Source organism: Ectothiorhodospira sp. BSL-9 (assembly GCF_001632845.1).
In the GTDB taxonomy this organism is placed as follows: Bacteria; Pseudomonadota; Gammaproteobacteria; order Ectothiorhodospirales; family Ectothiorhodospiraceae; genus Ectothiorhodospira.
Genome location: NZ_CP011994.1, coordinates 1,435,670 through 1,456,878, shown reverse-complemented (window position 1 = coordinate 1,456,878; position 21,209 = coordinate 1,435,670). Strand labels below are relative to the sequence as shown.

The 21,209-nt window shown below is 62.1% G+C and carries 15 protein-coding genes; 5 read left to right on the top strand and 10 right to left on the bottom strand.

Translation table 11 applies throughout. The annotated features are described in order from the left end of the window. Positions 1-90 precede the first annotated feature (90 nt). Both ECTOBSL9_RS06880 and ECTOBSL9_RS06875 read right to left on the bottom strand, forming a co-directional pair. Positions 91-384 carry a BrnA antitoxin family protein gene (locus ECTOBSL9_RS06880; RefSeq protein ID WP_082829796.1) on the bottom strand — a complete coding sequence of 98 codons (294 nt, stop codon included), beginning with the start codon at positions 382-384 and terminating at the stop codon, positions 91-93. Further along, positions 368-865, bottom strand: a complete 498-nt coding sequence (locus ECTOBSL9_RS06875) for a BrnT family toxin (protein WP_240481081.1) — start codon at positions 863-865, stop codon at positions 368-370. Before ECTOBSL9_RS06875 ends, ECTOBSL9_RS06880 begins: the two co-directional genes overlap by 17 nt. Positions 866-868: 3 nt before the next feature. Here ECTOBSL9_RS06875 and ECTOBSL9_RS16945 point away from each other — a divergent pair, with 3 nt between their 5' ends. The 4 genes from ECTOBSL9_RS16945 (at position 869) to ECTOBSL9_RS06850 (ending at position 7,033) form a co-directional block, all read left to right on the top strand. Then, the gene (locus tag ECTOBSL9_RS16945) at positions 869-4,702 is read left to right on the top strand and encodes a PAAR-like domain-containing protein (RefSeq protein WP_205632003.1); all 3,834 of its coding nucleotides are present in this window, start codon (positions 869-871) and stop codon (positions 4,700-4,702) included. Between the two features lie 40 nt (positions 4,703-4,742). Beyond that, on the top strand, positions 4,743-5,690 hold the full coding sequence (locus tag ECTOBSL9_RS16940) for a hypothetical protein (RefSeq protein ID WP_156500065.1): 948 nt from the start codon (positions 4,743-4,745) through the stop codon (positions 5,688-5,690). A gap of 62 nt (positions 5,691-5,752) precedes the next feature. Further along, positions 5,753-6,358, top strand: a complete 606-nt coding sequence (locus tag ECTOBSL9_RS06855; RefSeq protein WP_240481080.1) for a nucleoside deaminase — start codon at positions 5,753-5,755, stop codon at positions 6,356-6,358. Positions 6,359-6,514: 156 nt separating this feature from the next. Further along, a complete protein-coding gene (locus tag ECTOBSL9_RS06850; RefSeq protein WP_082829794.1) occupies positions 6,515-7,033 on the top strand; it encodes a DUF2939 domain-containing protein in 519 nt (172 codons plus the stop codon). A 6-nt stretch (positions 7,034-7,039) separates the two neighbouring features. On the opposite strand, the gene ECTOBSL9_RS06845 is transcribed toward ECTOBSL9_RS06850, so the two are convergent. From ECTOBSL9_RS06845 to ECTOBSL9_RS06815, 7 genes are all read right to left on the bottom strand, one after another. Then, positions 7,040-7,609, bottom strand: coding sequence for an NUDIX hydrolase (locus ECTOBSL9_RS06845; RefSeq protein WP_063464436.1), 570 nt, complete (start codon positions 7,607-7,609; stop codon positions 7,040-7,042). Positions 7,610-7,643: 34 nt separating this feature from the next. Further along, positions 7,644-8,258: a BMC domain-containing protein gene (locus ECTOBSL9_RS06840; protein WP_063464435.1), complete on the bottom strand. Its 615-nt coding sequence runs from the start codon at positions 8,256-8,258 to the stop codon at positions 7,644-7,646. Between the two features lie 118 nt (positions 8,259-8,376). Continuing rightward, positions 8,377-9,267, bottom strand: coding sequence for a hypothetical protein (locus tag ECTOBSL9_RS06835; RefSeq protein WP_063464434.1), 891 nt, complete (start codon positions 9,265-9,267; stop codon positions 8,377-8,379). Beyond that, a complete protein-coding gene (locus tag ECTOBSL9_RS06830; protein ID WP_063464433.1) occupies positions 9,264-10,511 on the bottom strand; it encodes a hypothetical protein in 1,248 nt (415 codons plus the stop codon). Before ECTOBSL9_RS06830 ends, ECTOBSL9_RS06835 begins: the two co-directional genes overlap by 4 nt. Further along, positions 10,508-11,131, bottom strand: coding sequence for a hypothetical protein (locus ECTOBSL9_RS06825; RefSeq protein ID WP_063464432.1), 624 nt, complete (start codon positions 11,129-11,131; stop codon positions 10,508-10,510). The genes ECTOBSL9_RS06830 and ECTOBSL9_RS06825 overlap by 4 nt, the downstream gene beginning before the upstream one ends. Next, positions 11,128-14,793 carry an ATP-binding protein gene (locus ECTOBSL9_RS06820; protein ID WP_063464431.1) on the bottom strand — a complete coding sequence of 1,222 codons (3,666 nt, stop codon included), beginning with the start codon at positions 14,791-14,793 and terminating at the stop codon, positions 11,128-11,130. The genes ECTOBSL9_RS06825 and ECTOBSL9_RS06820 overlap by 4 nt, the downstream gene beginning before the upstream one ends. Before the next feature lie 320 nt (positions 14,794-15,113). Next, on the bottom strand, positions 15,114-17,033 hold the full coding sequence (locus ECTOBSL9_RS06815; protein ID WP_156500064.1) for a methyl-accepting chemotaxis protein: 1,920 nt from the start codon (positions 17,031-17,033) through the stop codon (positions 15,114-15,116). A gap of 256 nt (positions 17,034-17,289) precedes the next feature. Here ECTOBSL9_RS06815 and ECTOBSL9_RS06810 point away from each other — a divergent pair, with 256 nt between their 5' ends. Further along, entirely contained in the window at positions 17,290-19,785 is a 2,496-nt protein-coding gene (locus tag ECTOBSL9_RS06810; protein ID WP_063464429.1) for an EAL domain-containing protein, read from the top strand. Here ECTOBSL9_RS06810 and ECTOBSL9_RS06805 read toward each other — a convergent pair. Then, positions 19,776-21,032, bottom strand: coding sequence for a D-amino acid dehydrogenase (locus tag ECTOBSL9_RS06805; protein ID WP_063464428.1), 1,257 nt, complete (start codon positions 21,030-21,032; stop codon positions 19,776-19,778). The two genes, ECTOBSL9_RS06810 and ECTOBSL9_RS06805, sit on opposite strands and share 10 nt — an antisense overlap. Positions 21,033-21,209 lie beyond the last annotated feature (177 nt).

The window sequence follows — 21,209 nt, the reverse complement described above, 5'->3', positions numbered from 1 at the left end:
ATAGCCTACGAGGCTTAACGGGGTGTCCGCTACAATTGGACCACTTCACGGGCGTGCGGAGCGGGGACTGTTCCCCCTACCTTAATCCACTTAGTCAGTGTGCAACTCTTCCCGTATCGTTTGGCGCACTACTTCGGCCAAAGTGACGCCTTGGGCGGCATCACGCAATGCCTGGTTGATCAAGGTTTGATAATTGCCGCCTACGATTTCCGCACGCGCTTTGAAAACAGCCAGCACATCGTTGTCGAGCCGCATGGTTACGCGCGTTTTCCCACCATGTTCAGCCTGCAATCGAGCAAGAGCCGGAATAGAGTCTACCGATTGGGCCTCCTCGAAATCCAGATTAGCGTAGCGACCAAACAGTGGGTCAGAATTGTTGTTCATAGCGCCTCCTTTGTATCTGGTTGGCCTTCCAGGCAGAAATGATACGGATTCGATCGGCTCGCAGCGTCCAGACAGTTATAAGAATCCGTCCTTTGGAACCCATCCCAAGCGTTACAAACCGTTGTTCATATTCTGAATCCCGATCCTCCAGAGTCAGCGCATAGGGGTCGAGTAGAACCGGCTTGGCTTCCTCGAAAGTGACACCTTCGTGATTGAGTGGATTGGCCCTGGCCTTATCCATGTCATATTCGATTTTCACAAGCCGAGCATATGTACAAATGTCAGCCGCGTCAAACCTTTGAAGACGAAGGAGGATTTCCCCGGCAGTTGGCATCGTTTTTAGAGTCCTGGCCCCTACCCTACTGACCCCCCTGCTGTATGGATTTGATCCCTCTTTTGTGAGGTGGTTCCGGCCTTCGGGCTTGAACTCAGGAAGGGGCCGGGCGATGATTCCGGGCATGTCCATGCGCAGGGAAGCCATGCCATGTATCGATCAGCCAGCGGTGCGTCCGACACGGAAGTGCATTTCTTTGACGACTCCGACACGGTCACCATCCATCGGGGCGGCAGCCTCTCCTGGCGTACCCATAACCCCGGCTTACTGGGCCTGGGCCCGGTGGCCCTGGATCATGGCGCCATCGGTGTTGCCCAGGGCGTACCGGTATTCCCTACACTGGAACATGGGCGCCGCGCCCTGAGAGACTGGCTGGGACGCGCCCCGGCGAGCCACCACCGCATCGCCAGCCTTTACCGGCACATCGACCCCCACTGGCAATTGCCACCCTCGCAACCTGATCGCCCCTCCCGCTGCCCGGACACGGGTCTGGAGGCGGAGCGCACAGTCAGCACTCTGGGCCCTCGCGAACGGGACACGGTGGCCCGTGCCATCGAGCATCGCCTGGGCATGGAGATCGGCTCCGTCCATCGCCAGCCGCTGGCCATCCAGGAGGACAGCGCTAACCCCGCAACGTCCGGTGCCGGCGGCAACATCGCCATCAACGGCCGCAGCGCCGTGCATGCCGGCTCCCAGGGCCGGCTCACCAGTATTGATGTGTGCCTGACCAGGATCGGCAAGCGCTGCAAGCCCATCCCGTATACCAATGTGGCGGAAAGCCGGGATGCCACAGGCACCGCCGGCAGCGTGTTCGTCAACGGTCATGCGGCGTGTCATCACCAGTCCCGGTTCGCCCGCAGCCGGGGTGACGAGGCCGGCAACTGTGGCGGCGTGCGCTCCCGCACCCGGCGCGGTTACGCGGAGTTTGTGGGCCGCTCCAGTAATGTGTTCTTCGAGGGCGTGCCGGCGGTACGGCAGTTCGACCCCATGGTCTCCAACTGTCGCAACACCCCGCCTGCCCCCCTCATGCAACCGGGCTGCCGACAGGCGGCGGAACTGAATCCTGCGGTCTTCAATGAGCCACCCCCGTTGCAGCAGACTCATGCGCTGCGGCTCGAGGTGGATCTGGACAGGGCTCTGGGGCGCGGACTGGAAGTGACAGCCCAACCCCGGGACGGCTCGGGTGATGCGGTCGGCGCCTACCCGCGCCCCGTGAACAATCGCCGCGATGCTCACACCCTGCTCTTTACTGGCCTGCCGGCACAGACGGTGGATCTGGTACTGCCGCTGCACGATCCCCACCAGGGCATGTATCACGTCCCACTGGCTCAGGATGTGAGCGTTCGGCCCCGGGATTCGGACAACGACCCGGCCCTGGAGGCGCATCGCCATGAACATCAGCTGGTCGCCGTGGCCCTGCGTCGGTCGGTGGATATTCGGGGAATAGAGCATGACGCCATCCGACCCGGCTGCCGGGTCTATGTCTTTCGCGACGGTCATCTGTGGCGCGAGTTGGAGGCCGGTCCCGAGGGGACCTGGCTGGAGGTGAACCTTGAGGTCTGGCAGGGCAAGGATGAACGCCCGGCACACTGCCCCGTGGGAGCGCGCCTGCTGTTCCCGCATCGTATTGACGGGAAGGTGTTCGATTACCAACTGGCGCTGAGTGAGCCGCAGTGGACCTGGGCGCGGATCGAGGGTTTCGGCGGCCTGGCACCGGATGATCCCAGGAGGGTGCCCCCGCCCTCCTCCAGCGAGCGGGATGCCCGTTGCACCCCACTGAACCTGGGGCGCGAAGCAGTGCGCATGGGACGCCTCGGTCGCGCCGGTCAGCCCGGCGGCCGCCCCCGCCCTCTTCTAGCCTCGCAACCCGAGCGCGGCGAGGCCCTGGAACTGCGGGATGTGAACGGCCTCATCACCGCGCTCCTCCCCGACCCACTGCAACAAGCCCGGGATCTGCGCCAGTCCATGGACGCCTGCCTGGAAGATCTGGCCGAGGCCGAACAATCGGCCATCGATGGTGAACGCGCCCTGGGCACCCTGATCCAGCGTCTCATACAGGTTCAGCCCGACCTGCAGCGCCAGGTGGACGTGCCCCGCATGAACCGTACGCTCAATGCCTGGGACCAGAAGGTGAAAGAGGCGGCCAGTCGTTTCCAGGCCCTGAACCGGGATCTGCTGTCGCTGCTGCAATCCCCCCACTACGCCCATGCCCTGGAGGACTACACCAAGAGCCCCTGCCCGGACGATCGGGTCTTCGGTCTGCTGCAGTGGATCCACTGCATCCGCGATCTGGACAGCGAAACCTCCCTGCCCTACCTCAGGTGCTTTCTCGACCCGGACACCAACACCCTCCCCGTCCTGGGTAACGACGACCCGGAAACCCGCCAGACCCTCATCGACTGGTCCACCGGCAACCAATGGCTGGAAACCACCGAACCCCGCATGAAGCCGCTACTGGAGATAGACCGGCTGCAGCTGGCCACGTTTGCGCCGGACGCGTTGAATCGGTTGATCGATGCGTTGGCGGAGGCGGCGATGAACGAACAACCCCAGCACATAAGACATAGCTTGAGTCATGTCGCAACTATGGCACACCGAATTGCGGGCATCGAACTCCATATCCAGCACTTACCGCTATCGCACTTCTTAGGATTCACCTTCGATAATCCTCCTGCTCGAGGCTTCCAACTCCGGCAATCTGAATTTATAGGTATCCATAAAGAACTCCACCAAACAAATGTACCTGTTCTAATGCCAACTGGCGCCTATAGTCTTGGTGACCTAAGTCAAATGATCCGCAACACCCCCTCCTACCGAATGGCTTATGGAGCAATTTTAGGGCCTTTGCTACTTTTTAATCTTGGAATCGCCCTTGGGGAAATGGGGCGGTCACAAGCGGCTGCACATAACCTGCAGCTAGCCTCTCTATTTAGCACGGTAGCCGCTTTCGGGCTGTCCGAGTTTAGGTTCTGGTCAAATACTCGACAGTCGATACTCCCACAATATGGCGCACCCAAAATCACTCAACAGAACCAAAATCGTTACTCGCACGCACTCTCAACAGAACGACTGCACTCAAGCATATCAAACCATAATGCGCACAAACGGCGCCAACGAAATTATAAAGCCTCAGGACAACAGACCATACTGATAACGCTCACGAGATTTTCTGGATTAATGGATCTTGGAGCTGGTGCCGCCTATATATTTAATGGACTAACCAACAACAACAAAGGAGTCATACTAGGGGGCTCACTAATAGTAGCTTCCGGTGTTGCCGTATTAGGCGCCAACATCCTTGGATTTAGCGCACTGTTCGCTTTACTTCTTGGCACGACGGGAAACCTTATTGTTGCGAATCAAGACCGAACGAAGCTCGCCCAAACCCTATTCCAATCTCAGTTTGGAAAATTAGCCATAAAAGAAACGAAACCTCCTGAACACCCCGTTTCCACGCCAGAAGATCAGCTGAAAAAGATGATCTCCATCATCCATGAGATCACTGCGCAAATAATCATGCATGACCTCACAACGCAAAAAAACCCTTACAACACGCAAACCCATACAGGCATACAACTACGCGAACCTAACTCACCGGTACTCGTTGAAGTCAATATCCAGCTAACCGAAATCGCCTCACTCAAAGGTATCATAGAGGTTGAAATCTTACTCAGATCTTCCGGCTCGCAAATTCGAATCGAAGAAATGATGATTATAGAAACGAACGACCACGGGGCTCCGGTTAAAATTCGCCTATTCCACAAGACAACCATCCGAGAAATAGTGGCAGGCGTAACCACGACAATCGTCCTACGCCCAAACCGGAATGACCCGGACTTCAAAATCGAAAGACGAGCCTCGTGGCCTAGCCGCGATTCACGAAACAACAAGCTAAGTGAAAAAGAGTATGTACGCATACAGTCAACTTGGAGACCTACAGTTGAGCAGACCCCAACAATAAACACTAGCGCAAAGACAAACTAGAGATAATCAACATCGTATTAGCGAATGGAGAACTTCTGTTATGGCAGTCGCACGCGCATGGGTAGCATCCCCTTTCCGTGAACTATTTGAGCGAAGCAAGGTGGCCCTTTCCCAAGACAATACCCAACCACCATTCCAAACCACACATTACGGCAAAAAGACAGAACGAGAACATTATTGGCCTGGCCCTTCATGGCAGGAATCTAATATTCTTACTTATGGCTACCACTCTCTTGCCACGACGATCGGCACTCTAGGGTTAGGCATGTCAGTAATAGCTTTCACCCTTCTAGTTGTAATAAAACAACACGAATCAATCGCTATCGCGATATTATCCATTTTTGCAATACCGATAGGCATCTTAATTTTCTGGCTATCAGGAGCTTTGCCAGCAAACCGATTTGTCGTATTTGACAGAGAGCGACAAATTGTTTACTTCACCCAGAGAATGCGAAACAACATAGACTCATTAACCTGGATAGACTCTTCCTATCTAATCTATGATGAAAATCACATTTACCGACCTCACTCCTATTGCAATACTAAGGTGGCGTTAGTCCGCCCCCCTCATGATTTGATTAAAGATGGCGCACCACCCTCGCCGAAAGCTCACAAACTTATGGATCTAGACGGCAAACAATTTAGCCTATGGAATACTACTGAAGCGGAGGCGATCTACCGCTACATTGTCGCATTCATGAAAGACAGTACGACTGAAGGTCCAGCTGCGGAGGTGGCGAGAGCTGACCACGAGCTTTGCGATAAGCATTACTCCGGCAACTGGGACCTAATGCGCCGCGTAGAAGGCTGGCGCTGGTACCGCCTCGACCCAGCAAAGCTCCCCGACCAACCCAACTGGGTCCGTCACCCCGATGGGCGTTGGGAGCGCACTGGGCCGGGGGTGAAGGCTTTGCGTCCCTGGTGGGACAACCTGATCAAGCCGCGTCGAATCGCCAAGGATCAAAGTACGGAAAACCTGGACACATGAGTCCCCTGCGGACGGATCGGTCGCGGAGAGGCGGCCGGTGTTCGCCGTGGCCCGGATGAGGCATGATATCCACTCAGATGCACTGCACGGGTCTTGAGATCGCCATGGACATGCCAGAGCTGAAGATACGGTTGCCGGATTGGCTATTGGAGAAGCTCAGCGGTGACTGGGTGCCATTGCATGGGGATGAGGCACAGATGCGCTTCGTGATCTCGCTGGCCAGGGAGAACGTGACTCAGGGCAGTGGCGGACCGTTCGGGGCGGCGGTGTTTGATGCCGACGGGCAACTGGTGGCGCCAGGACTGAACCTTGTAACCAGCTCCCGCTGCTCCATCCTCCACGCGGAGATGGTCGCCATGGCCCTGGCACAAAAACGCCTCGATAATCACGACCTGAGCGATGGCGGTCGCCTGCACCATACCCTGGTCACCTCCGCTGAACCCTGTGCCATGTGCCTGGGCGCCATCCCCTGGTCCGGGGTGTCCCGGGTGGTCTGCGGCGCACGGGACGAGGATGTGCGCGAGATCGGGTTTGACGAAGGGGCCAAGCCCGACCACTGGGCTGAAACCCTCACCAGGCGCGGCATCCAGGTACAACGGGACGTGTTACGGCCCGAGGCCACCCAGATACTACAGGCCTATGTGGAATCCGGCGGCGCCATCTATTGAACATGCCGTGCCCTGAACGGGGCCGCAGGCTTTGACAGCCCCGCGCGAATCCGGACAATACCGCCCACTGAATCACACCGTGCGCTGCGACCCATCCCGCTTGCGGCAACCCGGGCGCCGATCATCACTGCCGCAACCTCTCGGACCCTCACCACCATGAAGATGCTCATCAAACCCCTGATCGTCCTGGGCCTGCTGGCCATGGTCATCGGTGTGTTTTACTCCCCCTACCATGCCGTGGATCAGATGCGGGAAGCAGCCGAGGCCCGGGATACCGAGCGCCTGTCGCGCTATGTGGATTTCCCCGCCGTGCGCGAGGACGTGCGCGAGAGCTTGAGCGATTCCCTGTCCGGTGAACTCAACCGGGCCATGCGGGACAGCCCGTTTGGCGCCATGGGCCTGGCCGTGGCCGACGCCCTGCTCAGGCCGCTGGTGGATGCCGTGATCTCCCCCGCCTCCCTGGCAGCCATCCTGCGTGGCTACATGCCCGTGACCGATGGCACGGATGGTGTGGGGCTGGAGGCCCGGGACGATGTGCAGGTGTCCCTGCGCTATGAGGCCTTCGACCGTTTCGTGATCAGAATCGCCGCAGACAACGGCGAAGCCGTGGACATGGTGCTGCATCGCCAGAATCTGTTCTGGTGGCGGCTCTCTGCCCTGCGTCTGCCGCTCTGAGCGTCGTCAGGCACAGGCGTCCAGCAAGCTGCGCAGTCGCCGGGTCTTTTCCACCATGCGATAGGTGGAGCGGTTGTTGTTGTAACGGGAGACGTGCATCAACGGCACCCAGATGACCTGGTGGGACTCGTCATTGCCGGGGATGGGCATGTCATCGTCCATCTCCACCAGAAACCGCACATCGAAGTGTTCATGCCTTGGGCCGCGGGGACTGGCAGGGATCACATGAATATCGAGATCGAAGATCCCCTCGCTCACCAGGCGAATGTGGGCAGGGTCGACGCCCGTCTCTTCGGATGTCTCACGCAGGGCCACCCGCAGGATATCGGCGTCACCATCGGCATGGCCGCCGGGCTGGAACCATTGCCCGTGCTTGCGATGGTGCATCAGCAGCACCTGGCGCCGGTCGGGGCTGACCACCCAGGCCGAGCCGGTCACATGCCCCGGCCAGAGATCACAGTGGAAGCAATCCTCGTGGGCATCCACAAAGGCGCGGGCCCGATCCAGATGGGCCGACTCCTCGATGAAGCGCGTTTGATGGCGGGACAGGAGTCCCAGCAATTCCCGACGATGCATGACCAAGCCCCCTCTGCTGATGGCGTCGCTGGATTCAGATCCCGGCGGGGTTTTCGATGGCCGCCAGGGCCGCCTGTGCGGCCTCATCCACATCCGCCTCACTGCCCGACAGTGTAAGCCTGCCAAAGGCGCCCACGGCGCGCACATCGATCAGGTTAATGCGGGCCGCCTTCTCGGCCTGGTTGGCGGCATACACCACGTAGCCTGCAGGCTGGGTTTCCAGGATGAACATGCTCTGGCCGGGCAGGATCATGGAGCCGCGACGGTTCTGTCGGTTGATGAGCACGCTGTGATCCGGCGTGATGCCGCGAATCACTTCCTGCCAGGCCACCTGGCAGCTCTCCCGGTCCTCCTGGCGGGCACCCAGCCGGGAGAGCAGCATCCGCCCGGCCTCGCGCACATCGCTTTGATCCCGCTGGTGAATGACCATGGATCCATAGGCACGCTCCACCACCTGCTGCGCCAGACGCACCCGGGTTGCCTTCAAGGCCATGTCGGTCAGCCTGTGTATGGCCATCCCCGGCGACACCTCGATCCACAGGCAGGCGTCCCCCGGCACCGGTAGAAACCCCTGGGATACAGTGGCCAGATATTCCGCAAGCTGCGGCTGCAGCGAGTCCATGAAGACGTAGGTTCGAAGCTTGATCATCCAGGGTACCGGGGTTGCGGGGCATGGGTAGCCGCATAAAGGCGGGCAGTCCACAATCATCGTGGAATATGGATATGATAATCAAGAGATTGGGCGTCCGATTGAAACAGCCCGCAGGCTAGCCGGATCGAATCGCGCCCAGCGGCACGATCACCAGCTGCTCACCGAACCACTGCTGACGCAGGCCGCGCTGCTGCCCGAGCAGGATGGCCAGATGGTCTCTGAAGGGGTGTTCCGCGGGCAGACTGGCCTCGATGTCATGCAGCGCCGCCTGGTAGTGGTGCTGCTCTGCCGGCAGGTGCCCGGAGGTGGCGCGCTCGCCCAGCCAGGCGATGGGTGGCAGCAGCAGGTCGGTTGCGCCGCTGCTCAGGGCGTTGCGAATACCGGCGGCATCGAAGTCGCCAAAGTAGACATGCGGCCTGGCTGTGCTCGCCCAGGCCTGGGACAGCCTGCCAAAACCTCCACCATAGTGGCTGTCCCCACGATAGAGCAGCAGCGGACAAGACCACGAAGCCAGCGCCGGAAGATCGGGCGCCAGGCCGTAGAAGCTGTCCAGGTTTTCCACCTGAACCAGCACGTCAAAGGCAGACAGTTGGATCTGCCGCCAGTCCAGATCATGGACATGGCGGGGCGTCGCGGCGATGCCGGGCCGCGCTGCACCGGCGGGCAGGCTGGCCAGCACGCGATGGTCCCGCGGGTTCTCCCGCACCCCCTTCTCCTCGCGGCTGCCGTGGCGAGCCTGTTCGGCGGTGGTGAGGCCGCTGAGGTTGGCATCGATGGACGGCAGCCCCGAAGCCACCAGGGTGGTGTCGATCTGCGCCAGCAGTTCGCGGTCGAAGCGCAAGGTACGGGTGGAGCAGCGCATGCCCAGCACCATGTCGTGCTCATGGCACCAGGCCTCGATCTCCGCCATGACCTTGCCACCGCGGGATTTAGCCACGCAGGGCTCGTGGAGCAGCTTCTTGCGCACCTCACGCAGCAGCCTGTAGGCACCCGGTGACAGGCTCATGCCGGCGGCGCCAATTGCAACTGGACGTCGTGGATCAGGTAAAGATGATTAAAGGGGCTGGCCTGGGTTTCCACCTGACGCAGCCGGAAGGCGCGCTGCTCGCTTCGGGGCAGGCCCTGATACTCGGAGATCACCTGGAAGAGCCAGATCTCCTCATCCCACTCCAGATCGCTGCCCTGCAGATATTCCAGGGCACTGAGCCCCTCGCCGTCGTGATCCACCACCGTCAGATAAAACCCCTCCACATCTTCCTTGAGCGCCTGCTGGCGCGCGGCCACCAGGGTGTCCTCGGGCAACTCGGCGGCACCGGCGGCTGTGACCGGCTCGGGACGTGATGCAGGCCGAGGCAGGCGATGCAGCAATTCGGCCACCAGACGGGCATCGGCATCGTGGTCCAGGGCCACGGCACCCGCGGGCATGATGGGGGCCGCCCGGTTGATCAGTTCCGGCACTTCGCTGCGCATGGCGTAGTTGCCAGGCACGAAGTTGGGGTGCTCGCGCAGGAAGCCCACCATGCCGGCCACCAGACGGCTGCGCGACTGCTGTTGACGGAAGCGGGCCATCAGTTCGATGAGCCGCCGCTGCACCTCCCGCAGGCTGGTGTAGTGGTGGGTGAGTTGCTGCTGCAGGCCGCTGACCAGCAGCTTGCGCAGGGCGCCATCGCTGCCCACCAACTCAATGAGTTCGTTGAAGTCGATCAGTTCCAGGCCGTCCAGCAGGCGCACGATCTGTTTCTGGGCACGCTCGTTCTCGCGGACCTTGTCGCCCAGGCGACTGACGAAGCCGAAGTCGCTGTTGAGCCGCCGCCACAGGCTGTCGATGGCGTCGGCGAAGCGGCCATTGAGATCATCCACCTCCTGGCGCAGACGCAGGAGTTGCTGCTCCTGGCGCCAGTACTCGCCGGCATCACGGGCTTCGCGGTAGCTCTGCACCAGGGTGCGCACCAGTTCGAGCGTCTCGGCCACATCGGCATTCACGTGGCGGCGGGTCTCGTCGGCCAGCATCTCGGCGATCAGCTCACGCACCTTGGGGGCCAGCTTGACGCCGCTTTGCTCGTCGGGCCGCCACAGGATGCGGGCCGCCAGCAGGCGGTTCAGCGCAGTGGTGCTCAGCCCCTCCAGAGGCACCTCGTCGCAGGCGTAGCCGGCCATCAGCGTCTCGGCATGCTTGCCCAGCAGCGCCAGGCGCTCCACCCCGGCGCTGATCAGGCGGCTCTCCAGGGCGTGGGGGTCGTTGCCGCTCATAGCAGGCTCTGCTGAGTGGGCGCCTGATCTTCAATGGGCAAATTCTCCTCATCACGGATGAATCGCACCAGGTCGATCAGGTAGTCGATCTTGCCTGTCACCACGTAGTACTGGCGATCGGCGTGGGGCTGCTGCAGGTAACCATGCTCCTTGAGGCGCTTGAAGACCTGCTTGAGCTGGGCGTCCAGCTGGTCGCTCTGGGAGCCGAAGAAGGGATCGGAGGCCAGCCGCTCCAGGCGCTCACGCAGGCCCTGATGGTCTTCGCAACGGGAGCTGAAGTCGGCGGGCTTGAGCACGTCACCGGGTGCCGCCAGGCCATCGCGGCCCAACGCCTCCTGCACCAGCTGCAACCACTCCAGCATCGGCATCAGGCTGCCCAGCGTGTCGCCAAGCTGGCGCGAGAGCTGCTCCCGGGCGGCCTCGTCGAGCCGCAGCCAGGCCAGGAAGTAGACATTCCCATCGGTGTTGGTGGCCAGGCGACGGTTGAGCGGGCGCAGATAGTCATCCATCTGTTCGCGAATCGTCTCGTCCTGCAGGTGGCGAAAGGCGGCCTCGTCGCTCACCGCGCAGATGAAGTCGCCGGCCAGCAGGCGCTCCAGCAGGGGGCCGTGCTCGATCATGGGGACACCTCCTCGGCGCGGGCCTGCAGGCGCTGGGACAGACGGCTCAGGCGCGGTTCGATGCGCTTGAGCCGGCGTTTGGCCGGGTCAGCCTCGTCACGGTCGATCAGGTAGCGGTTGCGAAAGAGCAGCAGCACGTCCGACTCCGGGTTGGGGAAGGCGCCGACGATATGGATGCGGTTATTGTCGCAGGCATCAAAGACCTTCTCCACGTTGTGATAGGCCAGGGTGCCGATCTCGTCGATGGGCCAGTGAATGGCCACCTGGGCCTCACCGCGCAGCAACCGGGTGAAGGCCAGCAGGAACTTGCACAGGATCAGGTAGGCCATGCCGTGACTGGAGGACTCCAGCAACTGGCGGTCGCTCTTGATCACGAGATCCGTTCCCCCCTCGTTCAGATGCAGTTCCAGGCGCAGCAGGCTCTCGAAGCTGTACTGCTGGTCACTGCGCAACAGCTCCACCACGTCGGCCAGGGCGTCCAGGTAGTCATCACCGGGCAGCGGCTGGCCGGAGTCGCGCCAGTCGCGGTAGTGCTGGGTGAAGCGCTTGAGCGGCTCCCAGAAACCCAGCTCATCGATGGTGGACTGGATCTTCACCTCTGCACGACCAATGCCCTCCAGCTTGAGATCATCCGCCACTTCATCGGAGAGGCGCCGGCTCTGGGCGTTGATGCGCCGGTTGAGATCGCGGAACACGGTGAAGAACTTGTCCAGATCGTCGCCCAGGTTGCGTCCTTCCTGCTGGAGTTGCTCCTGCCGCCCCTCCAGCAACTGGAGCATGCCGGCCAGTACACCCAGCAGACGGCGGGGGCTGCTGTCTTCAAGCCGTTTGCGCTCCGCCTCCAGGGTCTCGTGGAAATCGGTACTGGCGCCCTTGATCAGGTCGGACTCCATCTTCTCGCAGCCACGGCGCAGCTCATCCTGGGTGCGGGCATGGTCGGTCAGCGCCTGGCGGACGCGCTCAATGCGTTCGCTGGCATCCCCCGGGGCCTCGCCCTGGGAGTCCGGGACCTGTTCCAGATGCAGTGCATCCAGCCGGGTGAGCAACGGCGCGAGGGTGTCGATCAACTGCTGTTCAGCGCTGCGCTGCTTCTCCAGATCGGCGACCGCCTCACGGTACTCCCGGCGCGCGGTGTCGAACTGCTGCTTGAGATGCTCGCGCTCGCGCACAGCGGTCTGATGCTCACCGCCCAGTTCAGCCTCCCGCGCCACCAACTGCGGCTTGCGCTCACCCCACTCCACCCGCATGAAGCGCGTGTAGGCTTCGAGCTCCTCGCGACGCCGCTCGGTCTGGCGAATGCGCTGCTCCAGGGCCTCCAGGCGTGAGCGGGTCTGGTTCAGGCTAACGGTGTCCACACCCTGCTCGGCCAGTTCGCGCTCGAAGGCAGCCTCAAGTTCCTCGCGCTGACGGCGGTTCTCCTCCCTGAATCCGGTTAACTGGCCACGATACTGGGCAATCTGCTCATCCAGACCGGCCAGCCGCCCCTTGAATTCGTCGTTCAAGGCCTGGCGCTGGGCGCGGTGCGTACCGGCCAGTGCCTCCAGGGCCTGTTCCCGCTCATGATTCAGCGCCTGCTGCTGAGCCTCCTGCTCATTGAGCGCCTCACGGCAGGCGGCCTGGCGTGCCTGGCGAGCGGCCTCGTGACGCTCCCGGCACTGGCTGCGGGCCTGCAGGGCGTAGTCCACTTCTTCGGCGGCGCGGCGCTGGGTCGCACGGGCACCATCCAGCCGGCCGGCGGCCTCCTGCACCTTGTCGTGGCGGGCCTTGAGCGCCTTCTCGGCGGCCTCTTCGGTCTTCCGGGCCTGGTCCAGCGCCTGCTGGGCAGCCTCGATCCCGGCCAGCAGGGTGGCCTCGTCCTGGGCATGATCAGGCAGGGCGATGGCTGCGAGGTCCACCACCAACCCATAAAGATCGTCACTGGCATCGTCGTTGAACTGCGGGGCCAGATCGCGACGCTGCAGCAGTTCCGGCGCGATCACCTTGCCCAGGCTCTGTTCCCAGCCCGGACGATGATGACGCAGGAAGTGCCGCAGGCTGCCCTGGGCGGGGTCACGCTGGATCAGCAGTGCATCAAGGCGCGCCTCGGCCCGGGAACGCTGCTGACGGGCATGCTCCAGATCACGCTCCGCAGTCTCGCGTTCACGCTTGCGCTCGTCGAGTTCGCCACGCACCGCCTCCGTCGCGGCGACGGCGGCGCTTTGTTCGCCCTGAGCCTGATCGACCCGGGCCTGGGCCTGCCGGGCCTCGTGGGCTTCCTCGGTGGTCTGGCCGTCATGAGCCAGCCGGGCCTTGAGTTCGGCAAGCCGGTTGGCGCCCTCATCCAGGCGACTGCGGTAATCATCGTCCAGTGCCTTTCGGCGGCCCTGATGGTCCGCTTCCAGATGCTGTTCCTGTTCACTCCGGGCCTCGCGGCAGGCGTCCTTCTCCTTGTCGAGGGCATCGATGCGCGCCTGGGTTTCCTCGCTGCGGCGCTCCAGCAGATCACCCAGTTCCACCAGCCGGGCATTCAGGCGTGCCTTGCTCTCCTGGGCCGCCTGCTGCATCAGTTCCAGGTGATCGCGCAGTTGCTGCAACTCCTCGCGCCACTGAGGCAGACTCTGGAGGTCGCGCTCAAGACCGGGCATATCGGCCTCCTTGAAGGCCTCGAACCGGCGCTGCAGGTCATCGAGTTCAAGGCGAGTCCGCTTCAGTTCGCTGTCCAGCGCGCTGATCCGGTCGTCGAGGGTGCCGCGCGCCTCCTCATGGGCCTGCTCGCGAGCCCGGAAGTCACGCCGAAGCTCATTGAGCCGGGCCTCGAGGTCGGCCCAGGCCCGCTGGGCATGGTGGTGGTCGGCCTGGAGCCGGGGGTGAAACTGACACAGTGAAGTCTCCAGCTCGGCAATCTCGCGGTCGAGGCGCTGCAGGTCTTCCAGGGCACGCTGGAGCGGCGCCAGGCGCATGGACTGGCGCATGCGGGCGATCCACTCCCGCGCCTTGGTGTTGCGGATACGGGTGACCGGCAACTCGACGCCATCCTCCTCGAAGATGGCCGCCAGCATGGTCTTGAGGGTGTCCATCTTGCCCTCCTTGGCATGCACCGCAGAGACCAGCTTTTCCATATGACGGATGCGATGTGCCGGGCGTACCAGGCTGAAACGGGCCGCCATCTGACGCAGACGCAATGCCTCGCGGCTGTTGCCGTATTGCTGGGTGAAGTCGTTCTGGATCACCGCGCGATATTCGGAGCTGGCGCCGATTTTCTGGGATACCTCAACACCCTGGCGGCGCAGCCCGTTGGCCCACTGGGCATAGTCCAGCGCCGTCACACCGCCCTCGCCCGTGACCAGATAGTCTTCGGGGCGATAGGGGGCACTGACAAAGCGATATTCCACGCCGCCGTCGCTCTTGCGCGTGAGGACCGCCTGACACACGTCGCCCGCCTCGCGCCGGTATTCGTAGACCAGGTAGCTGTTGCGGTGCGGCAGGTAGAATTGGTCGAACTTCTGCCGCGTCCTGGGCACCACCTTGTTGGGCAACTCGCCGTAGAACACCGGCACCAGCCGCTGCAGGGTGGTCTTGCCCGAGGCATTGGTGCCGCAGATATTGGTGTGGCCGTCCACATTCAGCTCGACCACCCCCTCAAGATGGCCGTGAATCATCACGATGCGTAACAGGTGCGCCATGTCGCGTTCTGGATTCCTTGACCTCGGAGGGGCCTATCTTGCCAGAGACCGGCCGCAGCAGCATTCCCGCAGCCGCCCTGCACTGCCATCAACTCCAAACGGTAAGGCCATGACTGAACCATGGCTGCGTGCAGGGGCAAGGCTACCTGTTCAGCCGACCGGTGCCAGCCAAGGAGGCAGAGCAATTGCTCTTGCAGTCGAAAAACCTGCACCCCGAAGATTCCTGATCGTACCGCCCCCCGGCAAGGGCCGGCTGCAAACCGGTACACGATGAATGAGCTTCCAGCTTTATCTGGAGGCTACAGACACGCCTCCCAAAGTCATACCTTGAAACGCCCCACCCGCGTCTGAAGATCAGCCGCCAGTCGCGCCAACTCGTCGCTGGCCGCTGCAATTTGCGTGGAACCATTGGCAGCCTGTTCCACGCCGCTGCTGATTCGCGTCAGGGAGCGGTGCACATCCTCTGCTACGGCTGACTGCTCCTCTGCGGCACTGGCGATCTGGGTGTTCATGTCATTGATGGTACTGATACCGCGGGTGATGTCCTCCAGGGCCCTGGCGGCCCGTTCGGCGGAGGACACGCCGTCGGTGGCCTTGGCATGCCCGGCATCCATGACCTTGACCGCATCATTGGCGGCGCCCTGCAGTTTCTCGATGATGGCCCGGATCTCCTGGGTGGAACTCTGCGTGCGGGTGGCCAGGGTGCGCACCTCGTCGGCCACCACCGCAAACCCCCTACCTGCCTCGCCGGCACGTGCAGCCTCGATGGCGGCATTGAGGGCCAGCAGGTTGGTCTGCTCGGCAATGCCACGGATCACCTCCAGCACCGTCCCAATGCTCTCGGCATCGCCCTGCAGGCGGTTGATCACGGACACCGCGCTCTGCACCTCTTCGGCCAGCTCGCCCACCTCCCGCGAGGTGAGTTGCACCACATCGGCACCCGCATGGGCCGCGCGGTCCGATTCGGCAGCGGCATCGGCGGCCTGGCTGGCGTTACCGGCCACCTGGGTCACGGTGGCCGCCATTTGTGTCATCGCGGTCGCCACCTGCTCGGTCTCGGATTGCTGCTGTTGAACCTGCTCACTGGCCTGGCGGCTGGACACGGACAATTGCTCGGCTGCCGCCGACAGCTGACTGGCCGCCTCCGAGACCTGCCTCACGAGAGTGTGAACACCATCGACAAAGGCGTTGAAACTGCGCGCCAGATCCCCGAACTCGTCATGGCGATCCTCATTGAGCCGCTGGGTGAGATCACCATCCCCGGCAGCAATATCGTCCAGCGCCTGGCGTGTTTCACGCACCGGGCGCACGATCATGCGGGCCACCCAAATGATGATCCCGGCCAGCAACAAGAGGGTGATCCCGAAGACGACGATCAGCGTTGTCCGCAGTTCGCGCGCTGTCGCCAGCAAATGGTCCGTTGGGATGGCGACCGCCAGGGACCAGCCCGGCGTATCGGGAATGGGCTGGTACGCCACATTGAACGCGCGTCCCTGATCATCCACGTACTCCCCAATACCTTGATCACCAGCCACCATGCGCCGGGCAATGGCGGCATACTCCTGATTGGTCACATCAAGGGCATTTTCCGACATGAGTCGCCCGGAATCCGGATGGGCGATGGTCATGCCGCCAGAATCCAGAACCCAGGCCATGGCCCCGGGTTGGTCGATGACCTGCCCGACAATGCGGGACAGGGTGTCCAGGGTCACGGTGGCGGCCAACACCCCCAGCACTTCACCTCGCGCATTTTCCACGGCGTGGGCGAGTACGGTGATGGGATTTCCCGTACTGCGCGAGTAGACAGGATCGGTGACCACGGACACGTCCGCCTGATCCCGGACGATACGCCGGAAATAGCCCCGATCGGCCAAGTTCGAGCGGTGTTCATTGTGGTAGTAGGCTTCGCCATCGACGTCGGCGAAGAACAGCACTTCGTATTCATCGCTCATGCGCTGACCAAAGTGCTGAAGGACGCCCGAGATGCTCTCGGTATTGCCTGAGGCCAGCACCCGGGTCTGCGCCAGGGTGCGCACCACCCCCATGTGCGACTCCAGCCACCATCCCACGCTATCCGAGCCCGCGCTGGCCCGATTCTGAGCGGCGTCGTGCATCAACCCCACCACCCGGTGGTTAACCTGCGCGATAACAATGAGGGCCACCACAACCAGCGCCAGCACCATGGGTATACCGAGCAGAATCAGCAGCTTGGGCGTCAATCGAAATCGTTGAAAAAACACTGAACCCCTCCAGGGTCATGGCTCCCATCACCGGGGACATGACGCATATTGCCAACAGGCCTCACCGCTGGCGACCATGACGCCTGTTCGCTTGGCGCCGGCCTCTCACCGCCCCACCTGCGTGCACGACTTCCGATCGGCCACCCAAGCTACCGTGAAAATAGAATAGCCAAAAAAGTATTGATAGAGTGTCGGAATTCTAGACAAGGGTGCCATGCTACCCTTGCGATACATCAACTGCGACTGGATTACTCGCATGCAAGAGGACAAAAACCCTTCGCCGGGAGCCTCGGATGAGGCTGCTCGGGAGGGAGCGGTGGACGAATCGCGTCGGCACGATGAAGCGGCCCTGACGCAACTCCTGGACACCGTACCCGACATCTCGATCCAGGGGTATCGGCTGGATGGAACCGTGGTTTACTGGAACCCCGCCAGCGAGCATCTGTATGGCTACCCCGCCCATGAGGCCCTGGGTGCCAACCTGGCAGATCTCATCATTCCCCCGGAAGATCTGGAGGTCTTTCACCAGCGCATGCAGCAGGTGCGTGATGGCGTTCACCTGCCGCCCTCGGAGATGCTGATCCTGCGTCATCGCGAAGGCTACCCCGTCAAGGTCCTCTCCTGCCATGTGGTGGTGCCCCATGCCGAAGATGGCTCACGCCTCTATTGCATGGACATGAACATGGCGGCCCGACTCCAGGAGCAGGAATGGCTATGGGAGGCCGTGCAAGGCGGCAACGTGGGCTTGTTCGAGTGGAGGCCCGACGGAAGCGTGATGTTGTCCCGTGAACTCAAGGGGCAACTGGGTTACCTGGATCACCAACTGCACAATGATATGGAGGCCTGGCGTTCGTTGATCCACCCCGACGAGCGGGATGAGGATATTCGGCTGTTCGAGCAATACACACGCCAGCCCAAGGGGCGATTTCGTATCGAGGTGCGCATGCGCCACCAGGCTGGTGGCTGGCGATGGATCCTGCATCAAGCCTCCGCCGTTTACGGCCCGGACGGATGCCTGAGCAAGATCCTGGGGTCCACCGTGGATGTTACCGAGCGCAAGCTGGCCGAAGAGCAAAGCGAGCGACTGGCCTACGCGGTGGAGCAAAGTCCCAGTGTCATGATACTCACCAACACCGACAGCGTGATCGAGTATGTGAATCAACGTTTCTGCGACAACACCGGCTTTTCCCGCGAGGAGGTACTGGGTCAGCGTGCGGGGATGTTGCGCTACGGCGAGAAAGACACCGCAAAATTTCACCAGCTGTGGGAAACCATCCGCAGCGGCGAAACCTGGGAGGGCGAGTTCCACAACCGCAAGCGGTCCGGCGAGCCGTACTGGGAACGGGCCCGGATCTCACCGATCCGCAATGCACGGGGTGAAGTCACTCACTACATCAAGCTGGCCGAGGACATCTCCGACAAGCGAGCCCTGAACGAGCGCCTGGAATACCTCGCCTTCCACGATCCGTTGACGGGCCTGCCCAATCGCAGCCTCATACTGGATAGAATCGGTCAGGCAGTGGCACAGGCCCGCCGCGATGAACATGCCCTGGCGGTGATGTTCATCGACCTGGATGATTTCAAGGTCATCAATGACTCACTGGGGCACGACCTGGGCGACCAGTTGCTGATCCAGGTGGCGCATCGCCTGCGCGGCCTGTTGCGCGAGGGGGATACGGTGGCCCGTTTCGGTGGGGACTCGTTCATCCTGCTGCTGCCCAAACTTTCTCATGCGGAGGACGCCATCCCCGTACTCGAGAAGATCCAGAAGGTCCTGAGCCAACCCATCCCCCTGTCGAGCCAGCAGGTGTCCGTGACGGTCAGTATCGGCATTTCTGCCTACCCCGGCGACAGCGACCGGCCGGAGGACTTGATACGTCATGCCGACGCCGCCATGTATCGCGCCAAGGCCGAGGGGCGGCGTTGCTACCATTTCTACACCCCGGAGATGGATGCGGCACTACAGGAACGCATGGAACTGGACCAGGCCATGCGCCAGGCACTGGAGAGAGACGAATTCCATCTCGTCTATCAGCCCCGGGTGGACCTGGCCAGCGGGCGCGTGCTCAGCCTGGAAGCCCTGGTGCGCTGGCGTCACCCCCAATGGGGCATGATCTCTCCGGGTCGTTTCATTCCCCTGGCGGAGGAGACCGGCTTCATTCTCTCACTGGGGCCGGAGGTGCTGCGACAGGCCTGCGAGCAGATTCGCGCCTGGAAGGCCCGGAACGTGCCGACCGTGACGGTGGCGGTAAACCTGTCGGCACGGGAACTGCGGGAGCCGGACCTGGTTGAACGCATTCTAGGGGTGCTGGCCGATACCGGCCTGGAGGCGAGCGATCTGGAAATCGAGATCACCGAAAGCGCGGCGATGAGCTCCATTGAACAGACCATACGCACCCTGACCGAACTCAACACCCATGGTGTGCGCATCTCCATTGATGATTTCGGCACCGCCTATTCCTCCCTGAACTATCTCAAGCGCCTGCCGGTGCACGCCATCAAGATCGATCAATCCTTCGTCTCCGAGATGAAGGAAGACCCCGCCAATCACCCCGAGGATGCCGCCATCATCCGGGCCATCATCGGCCTGGGCGAGACCCTGGGATTGAAGGTCATTGCCGAGGGCATCGAGAACACCGTGCAGCGGGACTTCCTGCTGGATCATGGCTGCGTGCAAGGACAAGGCTATCTGTATAGTCGGCCGGTGCCGGCCGAGGATGTGGAACGCTTGCTATACCCTGCTCAGGCGTAGCGGTCCAGGCCCAGGCCGTCGGGATCGATATCCGTGGAATGGCCGCCGACCAGATCAGCCACGAATCTTGACGAGCCCAGGGACATGGTCCAGCCCAGCGTCCCGTGACCGATGTTCAGGAACAGATTGTCGTAACGTGTACTGCCCAGGATGGGCACGCTGTCCGGGGTCATGGGCCGCAGCCCGGCCCAGAACTCCGCCGCCTCCACCGCGCCACCGCCGGGGAATAGATCCCGCACCACGTACTCGATGGCCGCGCGGCGTTGTGGCGGCAGGTCCTTGTTGTCCCCGGCGATCTCCGCCACCCCGCCCACCCGGATGCGGTGGTCGAAGCGGGTGACGGCCACCTTGTATTTCTGGTCCATCACCGTGGATTGGGGTGCCCTGTCCTCATCCAGGATCGGCATGGTCAGGGAGTAGCCCTTGAGGGGGTAAACGGGCACGTGAATTCCGATCCCGCCCAGCACCCTCGGTGACTCACACCCCAGGGCCAACACGTAGCGGTCGGCGCTCAGGGTGCCGGCGGAAGTTCTGATACCGGTGATCTTCCCGTTGCCGGTGTCGATGGCCTCCACCCGGGTATTCATCAAAAAGGTCACACCACGGGTTTCACAGGCCTTTGCCAGGGCGCAGGTGAACTTGTGGCAATCACCGGTCTCATCCCCCGGCAGAAGCACCCCACCGGCGATCTTTTCCCGCACATGGGCCAGGGCCGGTTCCTGGCGAATGCAGGCGTCCACGTCCAGCAGTGCATGGGGGATGTGATGGCGCTCCAGGATGGCCACATTGCTGGCGGCAGCGGCAAGATCCTTCTCCGTGCGAAACAGCTCCAGGGTGCCCTTCTGGCGGCCATCGTAGTCCAGCGGCAGTTCTTCCCGCAGCTGCTTGAAGCACTCGGCGCTATAACGGGCCACCCGCAGCATGCGTTCCTTGTTCACCTCGAAGGCCGAGGCGCTGCACTGCCCCAGCATCCTCAACAGAAAACGCAGTGCGCGGATGTCGAGGGCCTTCGGACTGATGTACAGGGGCGCCAGGTCCTGCATCAGCCATTGGACCGCCTTGAAGGGAACGCCCGGTGCAGCCCATGGGGTGGAGTGGTCGAACGACAACATGCCCGCATTGGCATGACTGGTCTCCATGGCCGGCGCCTCCAGCTGGTCAACCACCGTCACCTCATGGCCTGCCCTGGCCAGATACCAGGCGCTGGTGACACCGATCACGCCACTGCCCAATACCAGGATTTTCATAAGGGAGCCTCACGTGCCAGGAAATGGAATCGGTTCCTTACAGTTAAGAAGGCCTCGGCGCAAAAAAGTTTGGGAATCCGGCATCCATATCAAGGCGCTTCAGGCTGGAAGGAAATGGTGGTGACTACCCGTACCTTCCTGATTTCAGGTATGTCGTTGTCCCCGCCTTCCATGCTG

Coding starts and splice junctions, on each gene's coding strand:
- ECTOBSL9_RS06880 (WP_082829796.1), bottom strand. CDS start 384: ATGAACAACAATTCTGACCCACTGTTTGGTCGCTACGCTAATCTGGAT.
- ECTOBSL9_RS06875 (WP_240481081.1), bottom strand. CDS start 865: ATGGCTTCCCTGCGCATGGACATGCCCGGAATCATCGCCCGGCCCCTT.
- ECTOBSL9_RS16945 (WP_205632003.1), top strand. CDS start 869: ATGTATCGATCAGCCAGCGGTGCGTCCGACACGGAAGTGCATTTCTTT.
- ECTOBSL9_RS16940 (WP_156500065.1), top strand. CDS start 4,743: ATGGCAGTCGCACGCGCATGGGTAGCATCCCCTTTCCGTGAACTATTT.
- ECTOBSL9_RS06855 (WP_240481080.1), top strand. CDS start 5,753: ATGATATCCACTCAGATGCACTGCACGGGTCTTGAGATCGCCATGGAC.
- ECTOBSL9_RS06850 (WP_082829794.1), top strand. CDS start 6,515: ATGAAGATGCTCATCAAACCCCTGATCGTCCTGGGCCTGCTGGCCATG.
- ECTOBSL9_RS06845 (WP_063464436.1), bottom strand. CDS start 7,609: ATGCATCGTCGGGAATTGCTGGGACTCCTGTCCCGCCATCAAACGCGC.
- ECTOBSL9_RS06840 (WP_063464435.1), bottom strand. CDS start 8,258: ATGATCAAGCTTCGAACCTACGTCTTCATGGACTCGCTGCAGCCGCAG.
- ECTOBSL9_RS06835 (WP_063464434.1), bottom strand. CDS start 9,267: ATGAGCCTGTCACCGGGTGCCTACAGGCTGCTGCGTGAGGTGCGCAAG.
- ECTOBSL9_RS06830 (WP_063464433.1), bottom strand. CDS start 10,511: ATGAGCGGCAACGACCCCCACGCCCTGGAGAGCCGCCTGATCAGCGCC.
- ECTOBSL9_RS06825 (WP_063464432.1), bottom strand. CDS start 11,131: ATGATCGAGCACGGCCCCCTGCTGGAGCGCCTGCTGGCCGGCGACTTC.
- ECTOBSL9_RS06820 (WP_063464431.1), bottom strand. CDS start 14,793: ATGGCGCACCTGTTACGCATCGTGATGATTCACGGCCATCTTGAGGGG.
- ECTOBSL9_RS06810 (WP_063464429.1), top strand. CDS start 17,290: ATGCAAGAGGACAAAAACCCTTCGCCGGGAGCCTCGGATGAGGCTGCT.
- ECTOBSL9_RS06805 (WP_063464428.1), bottom strand. CDS start 21,032: ATGAAAATCCTGGTATTGGGCAGTGGCGTGATCGGTGTCACCAGCGCC.